Source organism: Fodinibius saliphilus (assembly GCF_005869845.1).
GTDB lineage: Bacteria > Bacteroidota > Rhodothermia > Balneolales > Balneolaceae > Fodinibius > Fodinibius saliphilus.
Genome location: NZ_VAWF01000001.1, coordinates 1745250 through 1762485 on the forward strand (window position 1 = coordinate 1745250; position 17236 = coordinate 1762485).

16 protein-coding genes are annotated in these 17236 nt (G+C 40.1%); 7 read left to right on the forward strand and 9 right to left on the reverse strand.

All coding sequences use genetic code 11. The annotated features are described in order from the left end of the window. The 6 genes from purH (at position 1) to rodA (ending at position 7206) form a co-directional block, all read left to right on the forward strand. Positions 1–1581, forward strand: a complete 1581-nt coding sequence (gene purH, locus FCN14_RS07335; protein WP_138430553.1) for a bifunctional phosphoribosylaminoimidazolecarboxamide formyltransferase/IMP cyclohydrolase — start codon at positions 1–3, stop codon at positions 1579–1581. Positions 1582–1713: 132 nt separating this feature from the next. Beyond that, entirely contained in the window at positions 1714–2766 is a 1053-nt protein-coding gene (locus FCN14_RS07340; protein ID WP_138430554.1) for a rod shape-determining protein, read from the forward strand. A 16-nt stretch (positions 2767–2782) separates the two neighbouring features. Continuing rightward, positions 2783–3625, forward strand: coding sequence for a rod shape-determining protein MreC (gene mreC, locus FCN14_RS07345; protein WP_246043121.1), 843 nt, complete (start codon positions 2783–2785; stop codon positions 3623–3625). Further along, the gene (gene mreD / locus FCN14_RS07350; RefSeq protein ID WP_138430555.1) at positions 3622–4092 is read left to right on the forward strand and encodes a rod shape-determining protein MreD; all 471 of its coding nucleotides are present in this window, start codon (positions 3622–3624) and stop codon (positions 4090–4092) included. Before mreC ends, mreD begins: the two co-directional genes overlap by 4 nt. An 11-nt stretch (positions 4093–4103) precedes the next feature. Continuing rightward, the gene (mrdA, locus tag FCN14_RS07355; protein ID WP_138430556.1) at positions 4104–5963 is read left to right on the forward strand and encodes a penicillin-binding protein 2; all 1860 of its coding nucleotides are present in this window, start codon (positions 4104–4106) and stop codon (positions 5961–5963) included. After that, positions 5956–7206, forward strand: coding sequence for a rod shape-determining protein RodA (gene rodA / locus FCN14_RS07360; RefSeq protein ID WP_138430743.1), 1251 nt, complete (start codon positions 5956–5958; stop codon positions 7204–7206). Before mrdA ends, rodA begins: the two co-directional genes overlap by 8 nt. A gap of 15 nt (positions 7207–7221) precedes the next feature. Here rodA and rnhB read toward each other — a convergent pair whose 3' ends face one another. After that, complete coding sequence (rnhB, locus tag FCN14_RS07365) at positions 7222–7869, reverse strand: ribonuclease HII (RefSeq protein WP_138430557.1); 648 nt, start codon at positions 7867–7869, stop codon at positions 7222–7224. 64 nt (positions 7870–7933) lie between these two features. On the opposite strand from rnhB, the gene FCN14_RS07370 reads away from it, so the two are divergent. Continuing rightward, a complete protein-coding gene (locus FCN14_RS07370) occupies positions 7934–9043 on the forward strand; it encodes a vWA domain-containing protein (protein ID WP_138430558.1) in 1110 nt (369 codons plus the stop codon). A gap of 56 nt (positions 9044–9099) precedes the next feature. On the opposite strand, the gene FCN14_RS07375 is transcribed toward FCN14_RS07370, so the two are convergent. From FCN14_RS07375 to FCN14_RS07410, 8 genes are all read right to left on the reverse strand, one after another. Continuing rightward, positions 9100–9651 carry an OmpH/Skp family outer membrane protein gene (locus FCN14_RS07375; RefSeq protein ID WP_138430559.1) on the reverse strand — a complete coding sequence of 184 codons (552 nt, stop codon included), beginning with the start codon at positions 9649–9651 and terminating at the stop codon, positions 9100–9102. Positions 9652–9670: 19 nt separating this feature from the next. Next, on the reverse strand, positions 9671–10207 hold the full coding sequence (locus FCN14_RS07380) for an OmpH/Skp family outer membrane protein (protein WP_138430560.1): 537 nt from the start codon (positions 10205–10207) through the stop codon (positions 9671–9673). Between the two features lie 61 nt (positions 10208–10268). Next, a complete protein-coding gene (locus FCN14_RS07385) occupies positions 10269–10781 on the reverse strand; it encodes an OmpH/Skp family outer membrane protein (RefSeq protein WP_171032840.1) in 513 nt (170 codons plus the stop codon). A gap of 38 nt (positions 10782–10819) precedes the next feature. Beyond that, on the reverse strand, positions 10820–13312 hold the full coding sequence (bamA, locus tag FCN14_RS07390) for an outer membrane protein assembly factor BamA (protein ID WP_246043122.1): 2493 nt from the start codon (positions 13310–13312) through the stop codon (positions 10820–10822). 51 nt (positions 13313–13363) lie between these two features. Beyond that, positions 13364–14191: an undecaprenyl pyrophosphate synthase gene (gene uppS / locus FCN14_RS07395; protein ID WP_138430562.1), complete on the reverse strand. Its 828-nt coding sequence runs from the start codon at positions 14189–14191 to the stop codon at positions 13364–13366. Positions 14192–14262: 71 nt separating this feature from the next. Further along, complete coding sequence (ribH, locus tag FCN14_RS07400; protein ID WP_138430563.1) at positions 14263–14739, reverse strand: 6,7-dimethyl-8-ribityllumazine synthase; 477 nt, start codon at positions 14737–14739, stop codon at positions 14263–14265. Beyond that, complete coding sequence (locus FCN14_RS07405; protein WP_246043123.1) at positions 14736–15584, reverse strand: PHP domain-containing protein; 849 nt, start codon at positions 15582–15584, stop codon at positions 14736–14738. The genes ribH and FCN14_RS07405 overlap by 4 nt, the downstream gene beginning before the upstream one ends. After that, positions 15584–17230: a S41 family peptidase gene (locus tag FCN14_RS07410; RefSeq protein WP_138430564.1), complete on the reverse strand. Its 1647-nt coding sequence runs from the start codon at positions 17228–17230 to the stop codon at positions 15584–15586. Before FCN14_RS07410 ends, FCN14_RS07405 begins: the two co-directional genes overlap by 1 nt. Positions 17231–17236: the final 6 nt, after the last annotated feature.

A 17236-nucleotide genomic window follows, 5' to 3' on the forward strand; every position in this document is an offset into this window, starting at 1 on the left:
GTGGCTTTACAACCTCTATCTAAGCTTCCTCAAGAACCTTTAACAGTTAATCGCGCCCTTTTATCTGTTTCCAACAAAACAGGAATCACCAATTTAGCCCGAGCCCTGTACAATGCAGGTGTAGAAATCATCTCTACAGGCGGTACTGCACGTAAAATTCGCGAGCAGGATATTCCTGTTACTGATGTTAGTGAAATCACCGGCTTTGAAGAATGCCTGGACGGACGTGTTAAAACGTTACATCCTATCATCCACGGTGGCATATTAGGCCGAACCAGCCATCAAGCTGATGTTGATGAAATGGAGCGATTGGATATTAAGCCAATAGAGCTGGTAGTTGTAAACCTCTATCCTTTTAAAGAAACTGTAGCCAAAGACGATTGCACACCTGCTATTGCTACTGAAAATATTGATATTGGCGGTCCTACAATGATTCGAGCTGCTGCCAAAAACTTTGCTCATGTTGGAATTCTCACATCACCAGACCAATACGAAGATTGTATTTCTGAATTAAAACAAGGTAATGCTCTTTCATTTTCAAAACGCCAAAAATGGGCAAAAAATGCTTTCAACCATACTGCAAGCTATGATTCGGCTATCGCAAATTACTTTAATAACTTAGATGACAAACCCGAAGAACTTCCGGAACAACTGAATGTCTCTCTATCTAAATCACAGACACTGCGTTATGGTGAAAACCCACATCAGGGAGCAGCTGTATATGGCAATCAATCGGAATTCATTGATTGCTTCCATGGCAAACAATTAAGCTATAACAATTTTACGGATGTTGATGCTGCCCTAAATCTCATTAGCGACTTTTGGGACTCAAAACCCACCTGTGCAATTTTCAAACACACCGTACCCTGTGGCGTTGCCTCTGACAAAAAACTTTCCAATGCCTGGAAGAAAGCTTTTGCTACCGATACCATGTCCCCCTTTGGTGGCATAGTAGTCGTTAACCAAAAACTGAATACCGAAACAGCCAAAGCAATTAATGAAATTTTTACCGAGATTATCATTGCTCCCGACTTTAGTGAAGAGTCATTGGAACTACTGCAACAGAAAAAGAATCGTCGACTTATCCGAATTAAAAAATTGCCAAATAATACCAGAACCCGACAATACCGTTCTATCTTTGGTGGAGCACTCAGCCAGGATGCTGATCTGAAAACCATCAGCAAAGAAGAATTAAAAACCGTTACCGAACGAATTCCATCAGATAAAGAAGTCGAGAACCTGCTTTTTGCATGGAAAGTAGTGAAACATATTAAATCTAATGCGATCGTTTATGCTAAAGACAACCAAACAATAGGAATTGGTACCGGACAAACAAGCAGAGTTGAAGCTTCTGAAATAGCTATTGCCAAAGCTCGACAAGAAGGACTTTCATTAGTAGGTACCGCTATTGCCTCGGATGCCTTTTTCCCATTTCCTGATGGAGTAGAAGCCGCCGCAGAGGCCGGTGCACAAACAGTAATACAACCCGGAGGCAGTATTCGTGATGAACAGGTTATAAAGGCAGCAGATAAATTAGGCCTAGCAATGGTATTTACCGGAAACCGTCATTTTAGACATTAACCTTGCATCTGTTTTATTTTTTTGTTTATTACCCATTAATTCGCAAATAGAGTTACAAAATTGTATTTTCTTTTTTTGTAATTGTTTCAGCTAAAAAACTGATTACTTTCAGCTCATCTACACTTATTAACCATGGATAGACATACCCCCAAAAAGAAACAAAACGAAAAAAACAAAGGGTGGTTCGACTGGCTCTATACCGATATTGCCATCGACCTGGGAACAGCAAACACCCTAATTTATTCACGAGGTGAAGGCATAGTACTCAATGAACCATCTATCGTGGCCCTGAACATGCAAAACGAACCTGTAGCCAGTGGTCACGAAGCACGACTTATGCACGAGAAAACACATAAGAATATCCGAACCGTCCGACCGCTTCGCGATGGCGTCATTGCCGACTTTGAAGTTGCTGAACAGATGATTCGGGGAATGATCGACAAAGTAAAAATGAAATGGTATTCGGGAACACGTCAGATGGTCGTTTGTGTACCCAGTGGAATAACCGAAGTAGAGCGTAGAGCTGTACGCGATAGTGCAGAACATGCCGGGGCCAAATCGGTATTCCTGGTTGATGAGCCTATGGCTGCCGCTATCGGCATTGGCCTAAATGTACACGAACCAATTGGTAATATGATTGTTGATATCGGGGGCGGCACTACTGAAATAGCCGTAATTGCACTTTCCGGTATTGTATATGCACAATCGGTACGGTTGGGTGGTGATGAACTAAACGATGATATTATTAATTACTTTCGTCGTAATCATAACCTTCTGATAGGTGAACGAACAGCTGAAAAAATCAAGTGTGAGATAGGGTCCGCAGCTCCCCTCGATGAAGAGTTAGATATGGTAACAAAAGGTCGTGATCTGGTAAATGGCGTACCGCGCACACGGCACGTTACGTCCAAAGATGTTCGGGAAGCGATATCAGAATCAGTCAATACCATTGTCGAATCTATTACCAAATCTCTTGAGCAAACCCCACCCGAGCTCTCAGCAGATATTCTTGACAGGGGCATTATGCTCACAGGAGGCGGTGCTAAACTTAAAAATCTTGATAAACTAATTATGGAAACAACCGATCTACCGGTGCATATTGCCGAAGATCCATTAACAGCTGTAGTGCGCGGAACCGGAGCTATACTGGAAGATCTCGAACATTACCGAACAGTTATTACCTAAACTATACAATAAGTGAATGCGGTTCCGAATACCCCGAATAGCTGATGTTAAAGACCATATAATAACGGCCCTTTTACTGATCACAGCCGTTGCATTGATGATTGGGCGCTACCAAGGAGGGCTAGATAATCTTCGAAAGGTCTCTATCACATTATTCAGTTATATGGAAGAACCGCTTTCTAACGTTCGGGTATACAGGCAAGCCTTAAAAACAAATACCCAGCTTCGAAAACAAAACGTTTTGTTGCTGGATGAATTGAGCAGACTACGAGCAGCGGGACAACGTAACAAGGAGTTACGTAAAATGCTGCAATTTAGCAGTAAAAGTGAATTACCTCTGTATCCGGTGCAGATTGTTGTTAAAGAGTTGAACCAAGTAACCAATTCCTTAACCGTAGATGGCGGTACGAATGACGGCATAGAGAGAGGGATGCCTATGGTATCTGCGAATGGCTTAGTAGGCAAAGTTATTGTAGCTAATAAAAACTATTCCCAGATAATGCCCTTTTTTAATACCCTGTTTCGGGTAAGCGCCAAACTACAAAAATCGAATGCCTATGGTATTATATCATGGAATGGCGAAACAATTGTAGAACTTCAACTTGACCATATTCCTCAAACTACTGAGATCGATACCGGAGAAGTAGTTGTAACGTCCGGTTTGAGTAACCAATTTCCACCTGATATCCCTATAGGAAAAGTTACAAGGACAGAACCTCGGCAAGGAAAAGAGACACAAAAAGTATTCCTTAAACCATATGTTAACTTGTATGAGTTAGCGGAAGGATTTATTGTCAAATTTAAGCCAGATACTGCTATTACCAAACTCAAGAAAGAATACGAGGAGATTTTAAAATGAATCCAGATCGACTTAAAAAAATTGGGTTAGGGATTCTCTTCTTAGTTATTCAGGTCGCTCTTTTTCGACACTTGAAAATATATATGGTTCAGCCCGACCTGGTGCTTATATTTCTTTTATGGTATGCTTCTCGTCAAGATCGTACCTCCGCAATAATAATGGCAGCAAGCTTGGGTTTTTTACAGGATGCACTACTCGACTTGTGGGGACTAAATATGTTTGCCAAAACGTTATTAATATTCATAAGCTATAATTTCATTCCCAAAAACACACAAAAACAATTATTAATTGGTCAGGCTTTCTTAACAATACTTATTGGCGCGTTGGTACATAATATTATTTTCCTGGGCCTTAATTGGGTAATTGTAAATTATACTGCTGAAATATTTTTCTGGCGTCATTTAATAGGCAATAGCTCCTATACAGCACTTATTGCTGCTATTATCTATTTATTTCGAATTCGATAAATTGAAATATAATGCAACATCGTAAGAAAAAACGCACCCAGGTATCTATCCGTGTCTTACAGGTGGGCATTATTATATTAGGACTAATTATGTTGGGGCGACTAGTTCAACTACAGCTCATTCAACATGATCGCTATGGACCACTGAGCCGACAAAATTCACTGAGACAGGAGATCGTAACCCCTGCCCGCGGACTTATCTATGATCGAAATGGAAATCTGCTCGTAGATAACCAACCTATCTATACCATTACTATTACCCCTGCCAGCTATAAGAAAAAAAACACCCCTATTCTTGCCGAGCTGCTTAATATGTCTGTTGAAGACATAAAAGAACGGGTTAAAGAAGCACAAACATATTCTTGGTATCGTTCATCACGGTTATTTACAGAGGTAGATTTTAAAACTTTCTCCATCATTCAGGAAAACATCTGGCGACTGCCGGGTATTGGTCACCAGGTCGAGAGTAAAAGGGAATATCCGATCGATAGTTTAGATGCCTCCCATATCCTAGGATATCTAAGGGAAGTATCAAAAGAAGAGTATCTTGGAACAAAGAACTACCACTTAGGAGATAAAACCGGTAAAAGTGGTCTTGAAATGGTATATGAAGATCAATTGCGAGGAGAATTTGGAACAAAGTATATTAAGATAAATGCGATGGGCCAAAACTTAGGTTCTTATCAAGATGGAGCTATTGATGAAGCTCCCAGCAAAGGCGCTGATCTTCTTACCTCAATAGATACCGATCTTCAACTATTAGCTGAAGATCTGCTGAAAGGCAAAATAGGAGCTGCTGTCGCATTAGATCCAGATAATGGAGAAGTGCTTAGTCTGGCCAGTGCCCCTAGCTATGATATAAGAAAACTAGCGGGACGTATTGACTCCACATACTGGGTTGATATAAATTCAGATACTACAGACCCACTTTTCAATAGAGCAATCTCCAGCAGTCAACCTCCGGGTTCTACCTTCAAACCACTTATGGCACTTATGGGGCTGAATATGGGGATCATAAACTCCAGCACTGAAATTCAAAACCCGGGTTATTACCTGCGAGGCCGACGCTATAATGACCTAGCCGATCCCGGTAAATATGATGTCAAAAAAGCACTACAAGAATCCAGCAATACTTTTTTCTTTTGGCTGATGGATAAAATTGCTACAACTAAAGGACTGAACCAATGGCACGATCTAGCTTCTTCATTTGGCCTTGGGCAGCGAAATGATATTGACCTTCCAAATGAAACTAAGGGAACCCTGCCAGACAGTACCTACCTAAATCGCGTTTTGGGTGAAGGGAAATGGGGTATTGGCGATCAGTTGAGTTTAGGAGTAGGTCAAGGTTTTGTGGGAACATCACCGCTACAAATGGCACTGGTGGCTGCTCAAATTGCCAACAACGGGTATCATGTTCAGCCCCATCTTGTACGGGCCATTAGTAAAAATGACGGCACTAAATTACAAACAGCCCCACATAAAGAAAAGATCGAATGGCTTAGTAAGCGAAGCCTTAAAACTGTACGAGAAGGTATGCGGCGAGTTGTTACCGATGGCAGTGGTCGATATTACGCTGATTTAGATAGTATACAAGTTGCCGGCAAAACGGGAACTGCACAGAACCCGCATGGACAGGATCATGGCTGGTTCATTAGTTTTGCCCCCCTCAATGATCCCCAAATTGCTGTAGCTGTACTTGTGGAAAACGGCGGATATGGCTCAATTTCGGCCGCTCCAATTGCTTCATTGATGATCGAACAATACCTGACCGGAGAAGTAAAACGTTCCTACGTCTACGACTATGTAAAGAATTTTGAGCCCCGTAAACAAACAACTGATGAAGAAACTCCGGAGGTACAAACAGATGACTAATCTACGAGAACTCAGTTGGTCACTCATTGGTTTATGGACAAGTTTAATTGGCGTAGGCCTTGTAGCTATCTATAGTGCCACTCAGGGGCCAGTTGCTGAATTCCTACCTACCTATATCCAGATTAATTTCTACAAGCAACTTATAGCATTCGGCATCGCGATACTCCTCTTGATAGGCTTACAGTTTATAAATCCGCGTACCTTTCAAGAGGGGTCATATATCTTTTATGGCATTGGAATTTTACTGATGATCTTGACCTTGCTATTTGGGAAAGAAGTAAACGGGGCTAAAAGCTGGCTTGTCATAGGGCCTTTTAATCTGCAAACAAGTGAGCTTATGAAAATTGCTACGGTGCTTGCAGTAGCTAATTATCTAACCAGTCGCCGAAATATATCTGCCGAAAATATAAAATCGGCCTTAACTACAGTTCTAATTATATTAGTACCTACCATTTTAGTAATTTTGCAAAATGATACAGGTACCGCTATCATTTTTGCGTCCCTGATCCCCGTCATCTTATTCTGGTCGGGGCTTCCTTATGGAATTTCTCTTTTCATCATCTCTCCTGCTATTATCGGTTATCTAACTATCATAGCATGGTATTGGGGTTTAATAGCCGCAGTAATACTTACTTTACTGATATTTATGCTGCAACGGCGCACCTGGTTAACTTTTGCTTCTTTTGTTACCGGTATTATCATTGTTATCGGTATACAGGTTTCTCTCTCTCAAGTTTTACAGCCTCACCAACGGGCACGTATCGAGGCCTTTACTAACCCCTCTTTTGATCCTCAGGGAGCAGGCTGGAATGTAATCCAAGCGAAAACAGCCATTGGATCAGGAGGGCTATACGGCAAAGGTTTTATGCAGGGGACCCAAACACAACTACGATTTTTACCTGAACAGTGGACAGACTTTATTTTTTGCGTAATAGGAGAAGAATTTGGCTTTCTGGGAACAAGCTTCGTAATTATCTTGCTCCTAATGCTTTCAATACGCCTTCTTAAGGCAGCCGAAGCACACAAGCACCCATTTGCTCAACTAGTTATTATTAGCGTTACTACAATCTATTTTATGCACTTCTTTATTAATGTAGGATCTGCTACTGCCCTGCTCCCCGTTATCGGGGTTCCTCTACCATTTATCAGTTATGGAGGTTCCGCCCTTATCACCAACACGATAATGCTGGGGATCTGCCTAAATCTGGATTTCTATAAGCGACAATTTAGTATTTACCGATAGCTTAACAAATTGAAGTTACTCTTCTTCCAACACCTTATCCGTTCGCAAGTTAAAGCTCTGGCGATGATAAGGGGTATAACCATGTTCTTCCAATCCACTGTAATGCTGCGCAGTGGGGTAACCTACATTGGTATCCCAACCATAATAGGGATATTTTTCATGTAGCTTAATCATCCATTCGTCCCGATAAACCTTTGCAATAATAGAGGCAGCAGCAATGGTCATTGAACGGTCATCTCCTTTCACTAAACACTTGTGCGGGCACAAACCAGAGTTATAACGATTTCCATCAACAAGTAAGTAATCGGGAGCAGCACCCTCCTTTTCTGCACAACGATTCATTGCTTTAATAGAGGCATGCAATATATTCCATTTATCAATTTCTTCAGGCGTACACCACTGAATAGTCCAATATTCAGCTTTATCTTTAATCTCAAGAGTTAGTGCTTTGCGCTCGTTAAGGGATAAGGTTTTACTATCCCTTATTTCATCAATAAAGGTATCCGGTTCAAAGATAACTCCTGCTGCTACAACTGGACCTGAAAGGCAACCTCGTCCTACTTCATCAAGGCCCATTACCCGTTTAAAACCTTCATCCCATAACCGCTGTTCAAAATGAATGCGATCTATTTCACCATTATTTATATTAGCAGAACTATCCATCAAAATGAATTAAACTAAAATCAAGTGCGTTTGGTTTACTCATGCTAAAGTCAACCTTTTTGCTATGCATTTCAAGTACCAACAATGGGATGAGCGATTTTCTAAAGGTGAGTACCAGTCGCCCTTTGACAGCCTGTGGGATACCTTTCAGGAACTGTTAACAATAGCTAGTGGTGAGGTTTCGCAAGCCCTACAGTGGCTCAATCAGCTTGATAATGAGTATGGCCTAACTGATGATTTTGATGATTATGGTATTGGAGATTTTATTAAAGAGTTGGAAGAACGGGGATATCTAGAAAGAAATCCTGCGCAGAACACATTGCAGATGACTCGAAAAACAGAGCGTAGTTTACGACGTCGTTCACTTGAAGAGATATTTGATAATTTAAAAAAAGGCGAATTCGGCAGCCATCAAACAGATCATACTGGTCGAGGCCTTGAACGACAGCCTGAAACGCGAAAATGGCATCAGGGAGATGACATAACAAATATTGACAGTCATAGTACAATGATGAATATGCTGAAGCATAGCAACATTGAAAAACTGGAGCTGAGAGAAGGCGATATTAGGGTTCACGACACCGATCACTATACCTCGGTTGCAACAGTCCTCCTCATTGACTTAAGCCATTCAATGATACTTTACGGTGAAGACCGAATTACTCCTGCAAAAAAGGTGGCAATGGCTCTTTCTGAGCTCATCCTGAATAAATATGCCAAAGATTCTCTTGATATTGTTGCCTTTGGCAATGAAGCCTGGAAAGTAAATATCGAAGACCTACCCTATCTTAAAGCAGGTCCCTACCATACAAATACGAAACAGGCTCTTCAATTAGCCCGCCACATTTTACATCGCCGAAAGTATGCGAACAAACAAATATTTATGATTACAGATGGTAAACCATCATGCATCATTGAAAATGGAGAAATCTATAAAAACAGTTTCGGACTGGATCGTAAAATCGTTAATAAGGTGTTAGATGAAGCTGTTAAGTGCAGACGTGATAACATTAACATAACAACATTCATGATTGCCCGTGATCCATACCTTCAAAACTTTGTTAGAGAATTAACAGAAGCAAACAAAGGACGGGCCTACTTTGCTTCGCTTGACACCCTTGGGGAATATCTTTTTGAAGACTACATTCAAAACCGTAAACGGCGATTTAAATAAAAAAAGGCAGCCAAAACTGACTGCCTTTTAAAAACATTCATATCAAGAAGAAGATATTACATATCAAGTTCTTCCATTACTTCTTCTGTAATATTATATTTGCTTTCTGCATCTGCAGAAGTGTAAAGAACGATACGATCACCCTGACTAGTGGTTTTATTAATCACATAAGTTAACCCTCTATTGGCAGCTACAGTGCTAATAGCAGTATCGATCTGATCAAGTAGCGGGCTTACAAGCTCTTGTTGCTTTTGCTGAACTTGTTGTTGAATGCTTTGCTGGAACTGCTGCAGTTCTGCATTTAATTTACCCAATCGCTCTTCTTCTTTCCTTTTAGCAGATTCAGAGATAACAGACTCCTTTTGCTGGTACTCTGAGACTTGTTGTTGGAAATCTTGCTGCTTATTGGCAAGCTCATTTCTTTTTTTCTCAACAAAGTTCTGGAGGCGTTGTTGTACAGCCTTCATTTGTGGCATCTTGTTTAAGATGAGCTGCGGATCAACATATCCTATGGTAAGATCATCTTGCTGAGCATTAGCAGTAGAAATGCCGGTAATGCTAACGGCAAATAGACAAATTAAAGATATTGATAGTAGTCGTTTTAACATAATTATAATCAGTTTTCAGTTAGTTCTTAGCAGATATTGCTTTCATTTGTGCGAGCACTTCGTCGGTAATATCCAATTTCGTTTTTGAAGAAAAGTAAACCAATTTCTCACCAGTACTTGTTGTCTCGTTAAGTACGAAATCGAGATCTTTTTCTTCAGCTACTGTATCAATAGCTTCATTCATTCGGTTATAAATTGGTTGTAAAAGTTCAGACCTTTTTTGCTGAATTTGCTGCTGAATCGCTTGCTGGAACTGCTGCATTGATGCCTGCATTTGTGAAAGTCTTTGTTCTGTTTCTTTGACTTCTTGTTCAGACAGTGCAGATTTGTTTTGCTGGTATTCAGCTACAGAATCCTGAAAGGCTGCTGTTTGCTGCTCAAGTTCCTGGCGTTTTTGTTGGATGAAAGAGTTTAATTCTTCTTGAACATCAGAGCGTTCCGGAACATTGCTAATTACTTCTTGGGTATTCATATACCCAATTTGGGGTTGGGCAAAAGCAGTAACACTGATAGCAAAAAGAAATACGAGTGTAGAACTGAATAACTTTTTAAACATTGATCAAATTCTTGTTTTGGTTCTTCTTATTAAAGCGTTTTGATTATAACAACAATTTTTGTCAATTGCTGGACTCATTTAACGTAACACCAAGCTCTTCTAGTACCTCCTTATTTAAATTCCATTCTTGAGCACTATAGATCATATCTGATTTTTGTGCTTTATCAAATATGAAGTCGAAATTTTTGCGTTGAGCAACGCTATTAACAGCATTAAAAATCTTTCGCTGAATAGGCTCTAAAAGTTCTTTCTGTTTTCTAAAATATTCCCCTTCAGCTCCAAATTTTTGATCAAGAAACTGTTGGCGTTGCTTCATCTTCGCTTCAATTTCTTGCTTTTTCTCTTTGCGCAGCTTATCCGTATAGAGTATCTCTTTAGCCGCAAAATCCTCTTTCAATTGTTCAACTTCATTCTTCATCTTTTCCAGTCTGGCGTTCCATTCAGAACTTATTGATTCAAGTTGCTGCTGTATTCCTTCATACTCAGACATTTGAGATAAAATATAGTCAGTATCGATATAGCCAATTTTCTGTTGCTGGGCTGTTGCAGATTGCACAGCAAATAGTACAATCAAACAAAAGAATATAAGTTGATATGTTACTCTTTTCACCATTAGAATGGAGCACCTATATTAAAGAGGAACTGCCACTGACCAGCCTCAACAGGATTACCCGGTACTTGGATACCGTCTAACCTGTATCCATAACTTAGATCAACTAATCCAAGTATGGGGAGGAAGATCCTGGTTCCAAAACCTGCTGCCCGTTTTAATTCAAACGGTTTGAACTCATCAAAATCCAAATGGGTATTCCCGGCGTCAAAAAAGGCATATGGATAAACTTGAGCCTGTTGTTCTGTAACTGCAGGGTATCTAAGCTCTAAAGAATATTTGCTATATAAGCGACCTCCCACTGCTTCACCATTTACGTACGGAGTAATAGAACCGGACCGTCCGCCAGGGAAACCTCGCAAATCAATGTTATCGTCAAGGAAACTTTGGCGCTGCTGTAACTGTGTTCCTCCTAACTTGAACCGTTGGAAATCACTTCGTTGTCCTTGCCCCAAGTAACCTAAATAACCATACTCAACAGTGTTTGTTAACACCAGTTTCCCTACCAATGTTGTGTGATTCTGATAACTTGATTTCAACTTATAATACTGAGAAAAACCAGGTAATGGGGGCGCAAGTTCTCCTGATAAACGCAATTTAGACCCTTTTGTCGGAGATATTTTATTATCTGTAGAATTGCGTTCCAATATCTGCTTAATACTCATTATGCTGGATGTACCTTCTGCTAAAAATGAGGCATTTGCAACATCATAGAGCTGATATGACAACACTGTTTGATGCGTAAAATAATCATCCGGCCATTTCAAACGTCTTCCTAATGAGACACTGCTGGAAAACATCTCATTTTGCTGATTACTTCCGCGATACCGAATACGATCATAGCTCATATTAACTCCCAGCGACAAAGGATGACCGGCAAGCCAAGGTTCTTGAAAACCAACGCTATAACTCTGATATCCCTGGCCAGTTACCTGCACACCCAACGACAGCTTCTGACCGTCGCCCGAAGGAATAGGATTCCATCCTTCACCATTTAGAGCCCGCTGCATCGAAAAGTTATTAAAATTCAGTTTTGCAGAAAGAATTAAACCAATCCCCTGCCCGCCAAAACCACCAGAAAACTCAAAATTATCAGTACTTTGAGATTCATCTAAGCTATATGAGATGTCTACAGTATTATTTTCTCTATCGGGAGACAAGTTCGGTTCAATAGACTGTTGGCGAAAATAACCAAGTTGACCTAACTCACGAATGGATCGTATAATATTTTGTCTACTATACTTGTCGCCAGGAACGGTACGGAGTGTCCGGCGTATTATATCATCATGAGTCTTCGTATTACCTGTAAATGAAACCTTTTCTACATAAGCAATTTCATCTTCATAAATATTCATATGTAGATCAACAGAATCTTCGGCAACGACTTCAATATTCTCTTGAACCCGAAAAAACAGATACCCAATATCTTGATAAAGACTTGTAACATCCGGGCCTTTCTGATTAATCTCTAACCGTTTCTGAAACTTTTTCTGATTAAATACTTCTCCTTTTTCAAATCCTAAGGTTTGTGTTAACTGCTCATCAGTATAAACGGTATTCCCTTCCCAACTAATATTACGAACTTTATACTGGGGCCCTTCTTCGACCTTGAGCTTTACTTTAATTCCCCTTGCCGGTGTCTTTAAAACAAACAGTCGTCGTTGGGTGTATGGAAATGTATAGACGGAATCAGAAATGACTCGGAAATCAAGAAAGCCGTGCTCTCCATAAAACGCTCTTAAATTATCTTTTGCCGTCTTAAATTCATCTTCTTTGAACAGTTTTTTAGAAAAAAACTTCCACCATCTATCTTCTTTAATAGAACCTAATGCCTTTCGCAGCTTTCTGTCACTAAACTTTTCGTTCCCCTCAAAGGATATATCTTTGATTTCCAAACGCTCTCCGGCGTCAATATTAAATGCAACGGTAACTCTGTTTCTGACAGTATCCGTTCTTGTTTTTTTGACATCAACGCTGATATTCCAGTGCCCTTCCCCCTTGTAATACCTGCGAATTGTATTTTTTGCCTGTTCAAGAGAAGATTCTGTTACTGCATAGCCTTTCAAAAGCGTAATTTTTTCTCGCAGATCTTTTCTCTCAGATTTTTTTACCCCATAAATCTCATATTCAGCAAGGCGAGGTTGTTCTTGCACAATAATCTTCAGATAAATACCTCCAGGCTCCCTTTCCAACTCTACAATCTCAATATTAGAAAAAAGTCCGGTGCGGTAAAGACTTGTAATGGCATTGCTAATGTCTTCACCAGGAACCGTAATTTGGGTACCCTTCTGTAGCCCACTAGTTCCAATCACAAACTCTTCTCGAGAGGTTGTAAGCCCTTCAACCTCAACGCCCAAGACCTCGAGCTGTTGAGGGGTGACATTCATGGGATTTTCAATATTAATAGACTTTGTAGAATCAGAAGTAGTATCCTGTGCTACGGCAGGTTCAACTAAAAAGCCTAAAACAAGTAGTGCAAAAAGTATTTTTTTCACGTGAGTTAATTCTTGAAACAAAATGGAGCTTACGTTATTTGAATGAGAAGGTTAAGATGTCAGCTCTTGAACGTATCGATTCATGGATTTTTTTTGTGTATCATCAGAAAGTTTACCAAATCTACGATCACGTTCTTGAAAAGATTGGATAGCCTTATATAGTTCATCGCGACGAAAGTCCGGCCAGAACGTTTCCGTTATATATAATTCCGAATAAGCCAACTGCCAAAGTAAAAAGTTACTAATGCGATATTCACCACTGGTACGAATGATCAATTCCGGATCGGGAATATCAGCTGTTGATAAGTGGGCCCCTATCATCTCATCATCAATATCAGCAGGGTCTATATCACCATCTTTAACACGATGAGCCATCTTTTTTACTGCTTCTGTAATATCCCATCGTCCCGAATAGCTAAGTGCCAAACATAAATGAAGCCGATCATTATCTTTTGTTAAATCAATCGCTTCCTGCAATTCACGCTGACACTTTTTAGGAAAGCGACCAATCTGACCAATTGTTTCCAGTTTGATATTGTTTTCTTTCAGGTTTTCAGCTTCTTTGCGCAATGAACTGGCCAATAAGCGCATCAGCGCATTTACCTCAATTTTAGGACGTCCCCAATTTTCAGTCGAAAATGCATACAATGTTAAATATTTGACGCCGATTTGTGCACACGCTTCGGTTATATCTCGGACAGAGTCGACACCAGCTTTATGACCATATGAACGAATATTTCCACGACTCTTAGCCCAGCGCCCATTACCATCCATAATAATAGCAATATGTTGAGGGACCTCCCCCTGTTCGCTAAGGGCAGCCTGCAACTCTTTGTCGCGACTATTCTGTTCGTTATTTGTCAGTGAAATTGGTTCCAATATAAAATACAACTGGTTTATTAAGCTATCAATATTAGAGTATTATACCCGTTATTTCAAGCTCTAAAGTATTATAATTGATTGAGAGACTTACCAAGAGATATCATTTCCAATAGGGCTAACGCTGCTTCACTACCTTTGTTTCCCTTATCACCATGAAGCCCACATCGTTCTTGGGCTTGTTCCACAGTATCCGTTGTAAGAACGCCAAAGACCACCGGCTTATTACCCATCATATTTAAATCGGTCACACCCCGGTTTACCGCATCGCAAACATAGTCAAAATGCGGGGTATCGCCTTGTATAACAGCGCCCAAGGTAACCACACCGTCGACCTTTTCCAATAGTTTTCGCGTTGTAAATGGAATTTCATAAGCACCGGGACAGCGTGCAACGATAATATCGTTTTCATTAACCCCCTTACTGTTGAAAGCATGAAGTGCTCCTTGCAACAGCTCATCAGTTATAAATGAATTCCATTTCGCTACAACAATACCTACTTTTACATCGGTATCGTCTGTATTCCCAACTAGTTCTTGGTAACTCATAAACCTTGGACTGATATCTTTTTGCGCTGATCTGTCATTCGCTTAAGGCGATGCACATACTTAGCATTTATTGTGACTACTCCAAAAAACTTTTGATACTCCTTATCTCCGCCATGAAAATCGCTACCCCCGGTTTTTAGCAAGTTATGCTCATCAGCAAATGCCTCAACCCATTTTTGGGTCTTGTAACTGTGACTAGGATGGATATACTCAATTCCATCTACACCTGCCTCAACTAATTCTGCCAGCTCATCTTTATTGTACAAATTACCAGGATGTGCTACGATAACGGCCCCACCTGCTTTTTTGACCGTCTCAATCACTTCATGATGAGTATAATATTCGTTTTCAATAGTACCCAGTGATTCATCACTCAAATATCGAATGAATGCCTCTTTAAATGAGGCGACATATCCTTTATTAATCAGTACAGCGGCTATATGGGGGCGTCCAATATTTCCACCGTTAGCCTCAGCCTTTACTTCATCAATATCAATAAGGATACCCTCTTTGGATAACTCGTTTAAAATCCACTTTCCACGCTTTAAACGTGAATGATAGTGTCGGGCAACTAATCTTTTTATTTCTTGGTGGTCCGGATCAAAGCAATAGGCAAGTAAATGGCATTCACGCCCATTGAAGTCTGATGTAATTTCTGCGCCAGGTATCAGTTCTATATCAAGCTCTTGGGCCTTTTCTTTAGCTTTTTGATAACCACGAATAGTATCATGGTCAGTAATAGAAATAATATCAAGCTTGTGGCGCTTGGCATTGCGAACCACATCTTCAGGTTGCATATGTCCGTCAGATGCTACTGTATGTATATGTAAGTCTGCTTTTGCCACTAATTAGAAACAGATAAGATTTTGTTATAATGACTCGAATCCAACAACACTTCTACCGCTTTATTTACAACTCTATCATAGGGCAATGAAGCTAAATGCTGTCCCTTTTTACCTTTGTATCGAGCAACAAGTTCTTGATAAAGCAGTTTATTGATTGCATTACGCTGCTGAGTAAATGCCTCTTTTTTACGCAATTCAATTTGTTTCTGTAATGCAGCGACATGCTCATTTTTCATTTGAGTTTTGTTTAGCGAAGAATCAATCTTTGCTAAATGGTTTTCTGAAGGTGTTTCGTATTCAAAACCTTGCTGATCTACGAAACTCTTAAATTCCAAAAGCAATTCATCAGATCCCATCTGGTCTTTCAAAGAGTCATGATTCGCTGCATACTTATTGGCAAACTCAAAAAACATATTCTGCTGCATCAATGAAGTCTGTAACAATGTTGGGCTTTCTTCAGAAATCTGGATATCTGGTGCAATCCCATCCCCATCATATACAGTACGTCCATTCTTTGTTTTAAATTTTTTCCGAATAGAATCTGGCTTACTTACTGCACTATTATTTTCATCATGGGTATAGGTAACTGATTGAATACTTCTACCACTTGGAATATAATATCGAGAAGTTGTCAACTTTAAAGAAGTATTATACGATAACGGGCGTACAACCTGTACCAACCCTTTTCCAAAGCTTTGCTCCCCCATAATAACGGCCCGATCCAGATCCTGCATAGCTCCAGCCACAATTTCAGAGGCACTCGCACTCCCTCCATTTTGCAGTACCACAACCGGCAAATTGGGAAGCAATGGAGTTTCCTTCGATTTAAAACTATTATTATGCTGGCTTAATCGTCCTCGTGTTTCGACCACTGTTTTACCTTGTGGCACAAATTTATCTACCAACTGTACAGCCTGATCCAACAATCCTCCCGGATTATTTCTTAGGTCCAAAACTAAACCCTGAAGTTCTTTTTCAGCCTTTAATTGTTCAACAGCATCTTGCACTTCATTAGCTGCATTTTGAGAAAATCGATTTAGTAAGACATAGCCAACTCTTTTTTTTGCACCTACAAAACCAAAATAAGATACACTTTTAATTTCAATGCGTTGGCGTGTCAGCTCAAACTTTAACGGGTGATCAATTCCATACCGATCAATAGTCATTGTAACCGCAGTTCCCGGCTCACCGGTTGTCAAGTTACGTACCTCCTCCGGACTTAAACTATTAACCGGAATACCATCAACAGCCGTAATTACGTCTCCTGTTCGTATTCCTTTATTATGAGCTGAATACCCTTCCATCGGAGCAATAACTACTATTTTATCTCCCCTGTAGCCCACATCCATTCCAACTCCACCATAACTACCCCGGGTCATTATTTCCATATTTTGATTATCAGCTTCATCAATCAATATGGTATATGGATCCAAAGATTTAAGCATTGCATTGATGCCTTTGCGCATCAGCTTCTCAGGATCAACTTCATCCACATAGTGCAATGAAACCTCACGATAAACCTCGCTAAAAATGGTAAAGTTTTTTTTGATGAGGAAATAGATATCCGGATTACGTACGACTCCCACCAATACCAGTGAAGTAATCGCCAGCACACTTCCGGCTATAATTTTTTCCCATTTCCTCATAAATAA